The organism is Providencia sp. TYF-12, from assembly GCF_041344805.1.
Lineage (GTDB): Bacteria > Pseudomonadota > Gammaproteobacteria > Enterobacterales > Enterobacteriaceae > Providencia > Providencia huashanensis.
This window is the reverse complement of the sequence record NZ_CP166833.1, coordinates 3,684,309-3,693,752: the sequence shown is the minus strand read 5'-3', so window position 1 is coordinate 3,693,752 and position 9,444 is coordinate 3,684,309. Positions and strand designations below refer to the sequence as shown.

Here is a 9,444-nt window from a genome sequence, read left to right as displayed (position 1 = left end):
GGCCTTTTTTGTGTGTTTATTTAGTGTAGTAACGTAGTTGATTTAAATTACCTTGCAAAGCTATATCTGTTTTTAATGTTGCAATATCACGGCAAATCAATGCAATTTGCTGCTGATCGACTAACTTTTTTTGCCATTTTTCTTCTAGTTCCGATAAATGAGCAAATAAATTTTCAATTGAATGATATTGTTGTAAAAGCTGCGTTGCACTTTTAGGGCCAATCCCTGCAACCCCAGGCACTTTACTACTGCTAATACCGGCAAGCCCCCAGTAATCAGGGAGTTGCTCAGGTGTAACGCCAAATTCCTTCTCAATAAACGGAACATCGAGCCAGCGTTTTTGAAAATAATCACGAATTCGAATATTCGGAGATAATAATTGGCAATAACCTTTGTCTGTGGATACGATGGTAACTGTATGCCCCGACCCAGCAATGCGTGTTGCTAAGGTCGCCGCTAAATCATCTGCTTCATCTCCTTCAGATTGCCAGCAATGTATCCCCTTTTCTTGGAAAAGAGCAATGAGAGTTGGTAGTTCAGCTTGTAAATCCTCAGGCATAGGCTGTCGACCCGCTTTGTAATCGGGTAGTTTTTCATGACGCCAACTTTGATGCCGCCCTTCCTCATCAAATACCGCCACAATATGAGTTGCAGCGGTATGATTTAATAATTGGGATATGGCAGATAAGCAGGTTTCACCACACGGGCTTCCTTGCACCGCATGGATGCGGCGTATTAAGTTTAGTGCATCAATAATTAATAAATGGATCATAAATACGCCATACCTAAAATGTTTATCCTTACTTGTAGACCATACTTATTTTACAATTTCGTAGCAAGGCTCATAAGCTGTACCACCTGGTAGCTTCATGCGGTGCTGTTCTACGAAGCCTTGCAGTAAAATATCCATCCGTTTCATGAGTTCGGTATCACCGTGGATTTTAAATGGCCCGTGCTTTTCTATTGCCTTCATACCAAACTCTTTTACGTTACCAGCAACAATCCCAGAGAAAGCGCGGCGTAAATCAGAGGCCAGTTTTTCAGGTTCTTGACCAGGATGAAGGTTCAATGAAGCCATATTTTCATGCGTTGGTTCGAATGGGTGTTGTAAATCTTGAGCAATTTTAATTGACCAGTTGAAGCTATAGGCATCACCGGTGCTACGGCGGTTCTCTTTAACTTTTGGCATGCTTTGCTTCATTACTCGGGCGACTTCTTGGGCATCGTCAATAATGATTTGGTAATGCTTACTGGCATCTTCACCTAAGGTATGACGGATAAAGTCATCTAAAACGGTAAAATATTCAGCACTTTCTTTTGGACCCGTTAAGATAAGCGGCAGAACTTGTTCGCTGTTGGCTGGGTCCATTAAGATACCCAGTAAGTAAAGTAGCTCTTCAGCAGTTCCTACCCCCCCAGGGAAAATAATAATGCCGTGGCCTAATCGAACAAACGCTTCTAAGCGTTTTTCAATGTCAGGCATAATAATCAGCTCATTTACCAGTGGGTTAGGTGGCTCTGCGGCAATAATTGATGGCTCTGTTAAACCAATAAAACGGCTATTTTTATACTGTTGTTGAGCATGCCCTACAGCAGCACCTTTCATTGGTGCTTCCATTGCTCCTGGCCCACAGCCAGTACAAATATTGAGCTCACGTAAGCCAAGTTCGTTACCAACTTTACGACCATACTGGTATTCGATTTCATTAATGGAGTGACCGCCCCAGCACACAATCATGCTTGGGTCTTCATCAATATGTAATGCGCGGGCATTACGCAAAATGGAGAAAATCATATTAGTAATATGAGCTCCATTTTCAAGGTCTAAATGGAATTGTTCTTTTGCGTAGGTAATTTGTGCATGAACGAACAGGATATCACGTAATACTGAGAATAGGTTTGCTTGCAATGTACGGATGATTTTACCGTCAACAAAGGCTTTTTCTGGCGGGTCTATAAGTTCTAGTTTAACACCGCGCTCACGACGTAATACATTGATATCAAAATCTTTGCTTTTTTCTAATAGCTCTTTACTGCTATCAGTAAGGCTGCCTGAGTGTAGAACGGCTAAAGAGCAATTTCTAAATAATTGGTACAAATCGCTACTGGCCGTACGTTTTAGCATATCAACTTCAAGTTGAGATAGTAGATCCATAGATCCTAATGGACTGATATGAGTAATCATTTTCTATCCTTATAAATCAGCATATTACAACTAGCCCTCCAAAATAACTCGAAATAAATTCAATATCAAATTTCAATTTTTTTCCAACCAAGTCCTCTATCATCTTGATACATTAGGGTCATATCCATAGATTTATGACCTAAAAGCTGGTTTGCGAATTCATTTGATTTCTCGTTGCCGTACACTCTTGATGCAAGGCTTCTTATTTCGTGGAACGTTGGTGGAGAACCTTCCCATGATAAACCGCTTTTACTCCTAGCTAAGGAAAAAGCCTTACCAATAGTTTTATCTGCCAGCATATCACCCTTCTGTGAAACCAGCACGGATTCCTTTCCGTTCAATTCATGCTTGCATCTATCTAGCACTGATTGCAAAGTTTTATTGGCGATATTATTTGAAATGATAAGTGGTATGGCTATTTTGGTTCCTGTTTTCTCTTGCTCGACCCATAAAAAACCATCATGAACATCATTCCATTTTAATTTCCTAATATCTCCTGAGCGTTGACCTGTTAAAATGGCTAAGTCCATACTCATACTAACCCAAGGCTGGCAATGTTCTATTGCTGATTGATATATTTGCAGGTAATCACTTTCTGATAATCTTGTTCTGGCTATTTTATTCCGTGGAACTCTGGTTGCTATTACGGGATTAAAATCAACAACGCCATCAGACATAGCCTCATTAAACATATCCTTTAAAATGCTTCGCATTAATCTTGCTGTGGTTATATTTCCATCTGATACAATATTATTTATGTAATCGGCAATATCTTTTGTTTTTATTTCATGTAGTGGAATATTGTTAAAACTGCTTTTTATTCTTTTCAATCTTCCTTGATAATCATCAATTGTTCGCTTTTTTAAGTCTCGATTAATAATTATTTTATTAAACCTATCAATCCAATCATGAAATTTAACTGCGATATCGCTAGATATTTTATCTTTTAATGTTTCCTTTTTACCATATATGAATAAATTAGCAGAGATGGCTTCGTTTATTGCTTCGGTTTTATTTCTGCCTACGCCATATTCAATGCCAGTCTCAGGATTTCTGTAACTATAGTAACCTTTACGGCAATATAGATTAGGTGGTAAATGTGCGTTTTTGGGATTTCTGTTTCTTGCCATCTGTTTCAATCCTTTTTAACAGTTTGCAGTTATTATTTAATGAAATGGTTGAATTTAATTTTTCGTAATTTGTTATCTTTTGTGCGGATGGGTGTATTAAATATTGATACCCGTCAAATGTTGGTGCTGGATATATTTTCCCTGCGCTTATCCAACGCCTAACTGTTTCGTCACTTCTTCGATGTTTGCTGGCGAACTCTCTTACAGTAAAGTGTCTAACCATAATTCATTTCCTTTTCTATTTGACGAACTAAATGACCTAATACCATCTTTGGTGGGAAGTGTTTTTTATCATTAAGCGGACTGAACTGTGGCGTGTATTTATCTAGTACGGTAGTTATGTTTGGGTCTGTTTTCTCGCTCAAGTCATGTAGCTCTTTTAAGCAATCCTTAGCGATCTTTCTGCGTCCATTCTCCATTTCCTGTGGTGTCATAGGCCACCTATGCTATTTTCCATTCATTTAATATTTGATTGCCGATATTCATTAATTCATCCCTATCGACAGTGTTAATTATCTTTCGTGGTTTAATATAAGGTCGCCATATTAAAAGCATTGAGCCTTTATTATTACCGTTAACTGGTTTGTTTGTTCCTGCATTAATAAAAGATATTCTTCCTCCTGTAATTAATCTAACCTCATCAACTGTTTCTAATGCCGAAATAAACCAACCTACGGATGTGTCCGACGGAATTAACATAACTACAGGCTGCAATTGCTTTTTGCATTGCTCATCGGCTTTATTAATCCAAGGCTGAATTTCACTATAAGGGGGATTGCAGAATATAGCTCCATAACTTTCCCAATCGCAATTTAGCGAGTCGTCTTTTTCGGTGAGGTAATGAGTGCAAAGGTGGTTATTATTATCGGCGGCCGCATCTAAATAGAAACCGAATTCAGCGTCCAATGCTGTAAATAAAGATAGGGGAGTTTGCCATCTATCACGCAATTCCTTTGGTGTATGGCTACCTCCGTAATCAGCCTTCATTCTCCGCATCCTTCATTAATAGGAATAATTCCATGGCAGCACGATATAAGTTATTGCTTCTTGTTCTTTCACTTGCAAAGCCATACGCAGGTGAAGCTACCCAATTACCGCCGTCGTGTTCTTCTGCAAACACATCAAATGCGGTGCATATCTTATTCTCAATAATAATAGGCAGTGCGTCTTCTGGATAATTACACGGATTAAACTTTTGCGTTTGTCCATTATTAAACTTTCTAAAAATAGTTTGTTCTTTTTCGAAGTAGACATATCTATTCTTAGTGTCAATTTCTGCTATTCGCCTATTAATCTAGAAGTCAGATAGTTCGGTGTATTTATTCATTGATTAACTCCAATTCACTTTGTGCGAAATAAGTTTCAATACCATCAGGGAAATTAACGCCAATATTTAAAGCTTCACTATTATCAATCGATGTTACTTCGCATTCATAACCAACAAGATTAGAGCCAAGAATATCTTTAACCACTCTAACCTTATCGCCGACTTTAAATTTCATTGTCAACCTCGACATATTTAATAACCCTGTAGTTTAATATTGTTCCTTCATCACAATATTGCACTGATGATTTACTGCCTAAATAAGCATCAAGAATATAACCATCTTCTTGTTTGTTGTTGATTAACCAATCTCTTAGCGCGCTCTTTTCATATGATTTAATAGGGCAAATAACGCTTCTTTGTTCAGTTATTCTTTTCTTCCCTACATTTGCAAGGCCGCTAACTTCTAGTTCGCAATCAACTTCCGAAAGTCCAGTTATACATTTAGCAAAATCAGCATAGTCAATTTCAAGGCTTAAAAATCTTAATTTAGATACATCACATTTAACGACGATGTTTATTTTCTCTCTATCATCACCGTAACTAGGTCTTGATATTGTTAGCTTACCCTTCATTCCACACCTCGCCACAAACTATCTCAACATCCCGCACCTGCATTATCTGCATAGCACGGCTCTCGCATTCTTGCTGTGTGTATATTTGCTCAGATACAGGCACAGCAGAACCCTGTATTAGCATGAGTAATACATATCCGATTATTTGCATTGTTGTTTACTTTTGAATTAAATCAGCACGAATATATAACGTGTCAGTTTGGAATTCTCTGTCAGCGCTCCAAGTTACATCGCCACTATATAAATTAATTGGATATACAGGTTTATTTATCTCCTCTGGTTCAGGGTCAACTTGTAGCCATATTAATTCTGGTGCGGTAGGGCAATTAATACTTTCTGGTAAGTTATTAATTAAACTCTCGCGTGACGATTGCCAGCTAATCCACATTAAATTAATGTCGGGTTCAGCGTAATTTAATCCGTTATTAGCTGTTTCGAATTTATTATTTTTTTCTGCATCATCCATGTGAAACTTAATAAACTCTTCAAATTGCTGCCTTGATTTATCCATCACTCCACCTTTTTGAACTCAATCACCCATACCCACGGATTACTATTCCAGCTTTCTTCGCCGTATATATCCATCCATGCTTGAGCGAACCATGAACGCGAAAAGTCAGGGAAGCCATATTCACGCGACACAATATCAATAGACGGGTGGCTTGGTGGTGCGCCTTCTTTCATTGCGTCTTGCTGCGATATTTCCTGAACTTGCTGCAACCAAACATCAGTAATTTCAATTTTCCCTTTGATATTACCGTCTTTATCCGAAATGTTGATGATGTCGCCAACTTCGCCATACGGGCAATCAGGGTCAATAAATCCATGTCGCCATGCTGCACATACTTGCTCTGATAGTGTATAGCCTTCTTGCCATGCGCCTAACTTGCGTAACTCTTCCTCGGTTACTTTAGGTTGTGGATTAATCGGTCTGCGTGTCTGAGTTTTTCTGCCGTCAATGACAGCTGCTAACATTGCATCGTTGAACTTAATTCTGTCTTTCATAATTACCTCTATTGATATGTTTTGAGCAAAATATGTAATCTGTAAAGCTATGTTTTAAAAGATTTATTTATTTAATTGTTGGTGGTATGATCGATTTTCAACCGTTAACGAGGAAGGAACATGAGCACTAAAATCTATTTATCCAATGTTGTTGATAAAAGTAATTATGATATAAAGCGCCGGCAACTATTTAAAGTTACTGAAATAGAGAATGGGATTTCATTTCCATTTCATGGAAATAGTTCTTTATTTAACATGCTAAATAAAGGGGATATTATTGAAGTGTTTTCTCCTTCTGAACCAGCTAGAAAGGCGACTGTGAGCAATATAAGAATGAATGACATTTACTTTAAGTTTTCTTAAAGATACAAGCCAAGGATAGGCTTCTTTTAATTCACACCTATTTGTTTTAATGCCTCACGAACTGCATTTAAGCGCGATTCCATTCTTAGATATTTAGGGTTGGGAATAGAAGGCCAATCGTTATACCAAGCATCATCGCCAAACAAACTAAGCAACTTACTTCCTATATAGCAATTGCAACAATCACTCTTAACATCATCGGATGATTCAATTAAATCCCAATACTCCCTTGCTTCGTATTGGTCTATTTCATCATCTTTGCGCAGTTCGATAACTTGCTTTTTAGCATATTCAGCATTTGCATCGTTATCATCATCTATCTCAGAGTTTAAATTAGAATCTAGCTTACCTATCCAGTAGTGGTTATTAATCCTATGAATAAACTCAACTAGTGAGCTGCCCATAGAGCCCCAAAAACAAGACCATGAATCGCCACTTTCGCTAATAGTAACTCTGCCATTTTTGTTATCACCGTAATCTTCAAGGTAAACATGAATGGGGTCGTGACGCTCTATGCCTGCTATCACCAGTTTAGTCACTTGAGATTGTTCAACCTTCATATTCATTCCTCTTATTGCATCTATTTAATCGATATGATTAAAATAATTCATCATTGTTTTTAATTTATGACCTATAGTTAATTTGAACTTTCTAATTATTTTTGTAGTCCTCGCCGATTCTCCCTGTGTCGGCATTTTTTTATCTACTTCCTTGCTAAATTCCATGGCTTAACTATTCTTAAATTGCTTACACAGATAAATTATAAGTTTCATTCCTGCACGTCCCCTTGCCGTCCTCTCTGTGGCGGCTTTTTTATTCATTGCATCCCTGCGAGTTAAATTAATCCTTTCCCTGATTAATCCTCACCCCATTCATCAACCCATGCTTCGAGTGGTGTTTTTCCTGCTTCGTAATCATCACGCCAAGCGTCTGCATCTGCTGCGCTACCGCCGTGGTCTGCTGCTACTTGCATTAATAAATCGTGCCATTCTTCAAAACTACAATTTTCATTATTCATATATCTATCTCCTGTTTGCATCCTTGCAAATATATCCTTTGGTTAAATAACATAGGGAAGGGTCAGAAGGGGATTCCTTGGTCATCCCAATCCATCGGAGGCTCATTCTGCGGCGCTTGCTGTGACTGTTGAGGCTGTCGCGCTGGCTTCCGGCTTCCTGCCTGATTACCACCGTTACCACCTAGCATTTGCATAGAGCCGCCGATATTTACCACTACTTCTGTTGTGTATCGGTCTTGACCGCTTTGGTCTTGCCATTTACGGGTTTGCAGGGAACCTTCAATATAGACTTGTGAGCCTTTTTTCAGATATTCACCTGCAACTTCAGCTAACTTTCCGAAAATTACCACTCTATGCCATTCGGTTTTCTCGCGCATTTCTCCTGATTGCTTATCGCGCCACGATTCCGATGTTGCTAGTGTGAGATTCGCTACCGCGCCACCTGCTGGCATGTATCTAATTTCAGGGTCTTGGCCTAAGTGACCAATGAGAATTACCTTGTTTACACCTTTACTTGCCATTTATGCCGCCTTTTTAAGTTCGCTAATTCTTATTCCAGTTAGTCGCTTGCACTCTTCTTGGTGAGTACCGCTTAATTCATTCCATACTTTTTTGTACTCATTCATGATCGCAAGTTCGCTAGTTGCTTCATGCAAAAAGCCTGTGTAATCACTTAATATTTGCTCTGGTGTTCTCGGTGCTACGTTATGCACCTCTGCGTCAGCATCAACCGCTGTTTCCTCTGTCGGTATGCAAAACGCTTGAAAGGCTGCGTATTTATATGCAATAGACATTGCTTTGTTTGTGGCCTTATCTCCGCTATCCATAGCTTCACCATAAGTCATGACTGTGTGTTTGCTGCCATCCGTGACAGATACAAAATCAAACTCAGCTTTGACGGTTACGTAAAATAATGGAGTTCCTTTTTGGCTAAGGCGTTCACATACCGACCGCTCAGTACAGCGAGTTAAGATAAGTAATCCGTGCTTAACTAATGCAGGAGCTAAGGCGTTATAAACCGCATCAATACCCCTAAACGCATAATTTACACCGCCGCCTTTGGGTTTTTCCTTGCTAATGCCTTTTTCTGCCAGCTCCTTGGCAACATTACTTATTGCTTGTATACCTCACTCATAATTACCTCCGAAAATTAGTCACCCACAACCCTACCACCTAATGGCAACTCTGTGACGCCACGATAAGGGTCAAAGTTATCTTTGAATAAATGCCTTGCGTATCGCTCCAAGTCAGCCTGTCTTCGTTGCGCTTGAATGTGTTCAGGTAGAGGAGGGTAGAATTGAGACATTTCTAAGTTTTGACTTTTAACTAGTGCGGCATGAGCTAATTCTAGTGTTGAAATCCTTTCAACTGGTTGAATTTCATTGCCCGTTAAGTCACGTACTCTTCGCCTTTCGATATCTTCATCAATCATTGATGAAGCATATTTCAGGGCAGCATCCTTGCTTTTATGACTAGGGAATGCCGGTGTTAAATACTTACCCATATTCACCTCTCATCCACTTGTTAGGCACTGATTGAGGCTGAATACCAAGGCTTTCCATGCGATAGTATTCAGCTTCTTCCTCACGCTCCCTGCGTCGTTTCTCGGCATCCTGCCTTTGCTTGAGTTCATAATCTGAAATTCTCATGCCGCGTCCTTACGTGAATGCATACGCTCCACGAGTATCAACTTGACGTAAAATGCGATTTGTCTTTTCGCATTGCTGTTTAAATTTCCAATCAGCAAACAGTAATTCGACTTGTTGCTCAGTCATTTCAGACTCGCGAAGTAGGGTGAATATTTTCTGTTTTGCGTGTTTCTGCTTTGCGTTCATGTTGTACTC

The 9,444-nt window shown here is 39.2% G+C and carries 20 protein-coding genes; 2 read left to right on the top strand and 18 right to left on the bottom strand.

All coding sequences use genetic code 11. From position 1 onward, the window contains the following. Positions 1-16: 16 nt before the first annotated feature. The 6 genes from xni to ABE954_RS17225 form a co-directional block, all read right to left on the bottom strand. Positions 17-772 carry a flap endonuclease Xni gene (gene xni, locus ABE954_RS17250; RefSeq protein WP_042848999.1) on the bottom strand — a complete coding sequence of 252 codons (756 nt, stop codon included), beginning with the start codon at positions 770-772 and terminating at the stop codon, positions 17-19. A gap of 45 nt (positions 773-817) precedes the next feature. Continuing rightward, positions 818-2,185 carry a nucleotide 5'-monophosphate nucleosidase PpnN gene (ppnN, locus tag ABE954_RS17245; protein ID WP_042848998.1) on the bottom strand — a complete coding sequence of 456 codons (1,368 nt, stop codon included), beginning with the start codon at positions 2,183-2,185 and terminating at the stop codon, positions 818-820. Between the two features lie 65 nt (positions 2,186-2,250). Then, positions 2,251-3,315: a tyrosine-type recombinase/integrase gene (locus ABE954_RS17240; protein ID WP_272519464.1), complete on the bottom strand. Its 1,065-nt coding sequence runs from the start codon at positions 3,313-3,315 to the stop codon at positions 2,251-2,253. After that, a complete protein-coding gene (locus tag ABE954_RS17235) occupies positions 3,272-3,538 on the bottom strand; it encodes an excisionase (protein ID WP_144139788.1) in 267 nt (88 codons plus the stop codon). The genes ABE954_RS17240 and ABE954_RS17235 overlap by 44 nt, the downstream gene beginning before the upstream one ends. Continuing rightward, positions 3,531-3,749 carry a hypothetical protein gene (locus tag ABE954_RS17230; protein ID WP_144139786.1) on the bottom strand — a complete coding sequence of 73 codons (219 nt, stop codon included), beginning with the start codon at positions 3,747-3,749 and terminating at the stop codon, positions 3,531-3,533. The genes ABE954_RS17235 and ABE954_RS17230 overlap by 8 nt, the downstream gene beginning before the upstream one ends. Before the next feature lie 7 nt (positions 3,750-3,756). After that, on the bottom strand, positions 3,757-4,302 hold the full coding sequence (locus tag ABE954_RS17225) for a phage N-6-adenine-methyltransferase (RefSeq protein WP_279861888.1): 546 nt from the start codon (positions 4,300-4,302) through the stop codon (positions 3,757-3,759). 32 nt (positions 4,303-4,334) lie between these two features. On the opposite strand from ABE954_RS17225, the gene ABE954_RS17220 reads away from it, so the two are divergent. Then, positions 4,335-4,493 carry a hypothetical protein gene (locus tag ABE954_RS17220; protein ID WP_371025630.1) on the top strand — a complete coding sequence of 53 codons (159 nt, stop codon included), beginning with the start codon at positions 4,335-4,337 and terminating at the stop codon, positions 4,491-4,493. Positions 4,494-4,634: 141 nt separating this feature from the next. Here ABE954_RS17220 and ABE954_RS17215 read toward each other — a convergent pair whose 3' ends face one another. Genes ABE954_RS17215 through ABE954_RS17195 form a run of 5 tightly spaced genes read right to left on the bottom strand, consistent with a single transcriptional unit; the run spans position 4,635 to position 6,219 of the window. Further along, a complete protein-coding gene (locus ABE954_RS17215; protein WP_249998910.1) occupies positions 4,635-4,817 on the bottom strand; it encodes a hypothetical protein in 183 nt (60 codons plus the stop codon). Next, positions 4,807-5,214: a hypothetical protein gene (locus ABE954_RS17210; protein WP_371025629.1), complete on the bottom strand. Its 408-nt coding sequence runs from the start codon at positions 5,212-5,214 to the stop codon at positions 4,807-4,809. The genes ABE954_RS17215 and ABE954_RS17210 overlap by 11 nt, the downstream gene beginning before the upstream one ends. Next, positions 5,204-5,365: a hypothetical protein gene (locus ABE954_RS17205; RefSeq protein ID WP_371025628.1), complete on the bottom strand. Its 162-nt coding sequence runs from the start codon at positions 5,363-5,365 to the stop codon at positions 5,204-5,206. The genes ABE954_RS17210 and ABE954_RS17205 overlap by 11 nt, the downstream gene beginning before the upstream one ends. A 6-nt stretch (positions 5,366-5,371) precedes the next feature. Continuing rightward, positions 5,372-5,725, bottom strand: coding sequence for a hypothetical protein (locus ABE954_RS17200; protein WP_272666644.1), 354 nt, complete (start codon positions 5,723-5,725; stop codon positions 5,372-5,374). Further along, positions 5,725-6,219 (bottom strand): ASCH domain-containing protein, encoded by a 495-nt coding sequence (locus tag ABE954_RS17195; RefSeq protein WP_272666643.1) that lies wholly within the window; start codon positions 6,217-6,219, stop codon positions 5,725-5,727. Before ABE954_RS17195 ends, ABE954_RS17200 begins: the two co-directional genes overlap by 1 nt. 120 nt (positions 6,220-6,339) lie before the next feature. Here ABE954_RS17195 and ABE954_RS17190 point away from each other — a divergent pair, with 120 nt between their 5' ends. Beyond that, entirely contained in the window at positions 6,340-6,582 is a 243-nt protein-coding gene (locus ABE954_RS17190) for a hypothetical protein (RefSeq protein ID WP_036964105.1), read from the top strand. Between the two features lie 26 nt (positions 6,583-6,608). On the opposite strand, the gene ABE954_RS17185 is transcribed toward ABE954_RS17190, so the two are convergent. From ABE954_RS17185 to ABE954_RS17155, 7 genes are all read right to left on the bottom strand, one after another. Then, complete coding sequence (locus ABE954_RS17185; protein ID WP_371025627.1) at positions 6,609-7,142, bottom strand: hypothetical protein; 534 nt, start codon at positions 7,140-7,142, stop codon at positions 6,609-6,611. Between the two features lie 296 nt (positions 7,143-7,438). Continuing rightward, positions 7,439-7,600: a hypothetical protein gene (locus ABE954_RS17180; RefSeq protein ID WP_172974374.1), complete on the bottom strand. Its 162-nt coding sequence runs from the start codon at positions 7,598-7,600 to the stop codon at positions 7,439-7,441. A 62-nt stretch (positions 7,601-7,662) separates the two neighbouring features. Continuing rightward, complete coding sequence (gene ssb / locus ABE954_RS17175; protein ID WP_371025626.1) at positions 7,663-8,121, bottom strand: single-stranded DNA-binding protein; 459 nt, start codon at positions 8,119-8,121, stop codon at positions 7,663-7,665. Beyond that, complete coding sequence (locus ABE954_RS17170; RefSeq protein ID WP_371025907.1) at positions 8,122-8,724, bottom strand: ERF family protein; 603 nt, start codon at positions 8,722-8,724, stop codon at positions 8,122-8,124. A gap of 26 nt (positions 8,725-8,750) precedes the next feature. Beyond that, positions 8,751-9,104, bottom strand: a complete 354-nt coding sequence (locus tag ABE954_RS17165; protein WP_371025576.1) for a hypothetical protein — start codon at positions 9,102-9,104, stop codon at positions 8,751-8,753. Beyond that, a complete protein-coding gene (locus ABE954_RS17160; protein ID WP_371025625.1) occupies positions 9,097-9,249 on the bottom strand; it encodes a hypothetical protein in 153 nt (50 codons plus the stop codon). Before ABE954_RS17160 ends, ABE954_RS17165 begins: the two co-directional genes overlap by 8 nt. Positions 9,250-9,258: 9 nt before the next feature. After that, positions 9,259-9,435 (bottom strand): hypothetical protein, encoded by a 177-nt coding sequence (locus ABE954_RS17155; RefSeq protein WP_371025624.1) that lies wholly within the window; start codon positions 9,433-9,435, stop codon positions 9,259-9,261. Positions 9,436-9,444: the final 9 nt, after the last annotated feature.

Excerpts from the sequence above, each read along its gene's own strand:
- xni (WP_042848999.1), bottom strand. The coding sequence starts at position 772 with ATGATCCATTTATTAATTATTGATGCACTAAACTTAATACGCCGCATC.
- ppnN (WP_042848998.1), bottom strand. The coding sequence starts at position 2,185 with ATGATTACTCATATCAGTCCATTAGGATCTATGGATCTACTATCTCAA.
- ABE954_RS17240 (WP_272519464.1), bottom strand. The coding sequence starts at position 3,315 with ATGGCAAGAAACAGAAATCCCAAAAACGCACATTTACCACCTAATCTA.
- ABE954_RS17235 (WP_144139788.1), bottom strand. The coding sequence starts at position 3,538 with ATGGTTAGACACTTTACTGTAAGAGAGTTCGCCAGCAAACATCGAAGA.
- ABE954_RS17230 (WP_144139786.1), bottom strand. The coding sequence starts at position 3,749 with ATGACACCACAGGAAATGGAGAATGGACGCAGAAAGATCGCTAAGGAT.
- ABE954_RS17225 (WP_279861888.1), bottom strand. The coding sequence starts at position 4,302 with ATGAAGGCTGATTACGGAGGTAGCCATACACCAAAGGAATTGCGTGAT.
- ABE954_RS17220 (WP_371025630.1), top strand. The coding sequence starts at position 4,335 with ATGGCAGCACGATATAAGTTATTGCTTCTTGTTCTTTCACTTGCAAAG.
- ABE954_RS17215 (WP_249998910.1), bottom strand. The coding sequence starts at position 4,817 with ATGAAATTTAAAGTCGGCGATAAGGTTAGAGTGGTTAAAGATATTCTT.
- ABE954_RS17210 (WP_371025629.1), bottom strand. The coding sequence starts at position 5,214 with ATGAAGGGTAAGCTAACAATATCAAGACCTAGTTACGGTGATGATAGA.
- ABE954_RS17205 (WP_371025628.1), bottom strand. The coding sequence starts at position 5,365 with ATGCAAATAATCGGATATGTATTACTCATGCTAATACAGGGTTCTGCT.
- ABE954_RS17200 (WP_272666644.1), bottom strand. The coding sequence starts at position 5,725 with ATGGATAAATCAAGGCAGCAATTTGAAGAGTTTATTAAGTTTCACATG.
- ABE954_RS17195 (WP_272666643.1), bottom strand. The coding sequence starts at position 6,219 with ATGAAAGACAGAATTAAGTTCAACGATGCAATGTTAGCAGCTGTCATT.
- ABE954_RS17190 (WP_036964105.1), top strand. The coding sequence starts at position 6,340 with ATGAGCACTAAAATCTATTTATCCAATGTTGTTGATAAAAGTAATTAT.
- ABE954_RS17185 (WP_371025627.1), bottom strand. The coding sequence starts at position 7,142 with ATGAAGGTTGAACAATCTCAAGTGACTAAACTGGTGATAGCAGGCATA.
- ABE954_RS17180 (WP_172974374.1), bottom strand. The coding sequence starts at position 7,600 with ATGAATAATGAAAATTGTAGTTTTGAAGAATGGCACGATTTATTAATG.
- ssb (WP_371025626.1), bottom strand. The coding sequence starts at position 8,121 with ATGGCAAGTAAAGGTGTAAACAAGGTAATTCTCATTGGTCACTTAGGC.
- ABE954_RS17165 (WP_371025576.1), bottom strand. The coding sequence starts at position 9,104 with ATGGGTAAGTATTTAACACCGGCATTCCCTAGTCATAAAAGCAAGGAT.
- ABE954_RS17160 (WP_371025625.1), bottom strand. The coding sequence starts at position 9,249 with ATGAGAATTTCAGATTATGAACTCAAGCAAAGGCAGGATGCCGAGAAA.
- ABE954_RS17155 (WP_371025624.1), bottom strand. The coding sequence starts at position 9,435 with ATGAACGCAAAGCAGAAACACGCAAAACAGAAAATATTCACCCTACTT.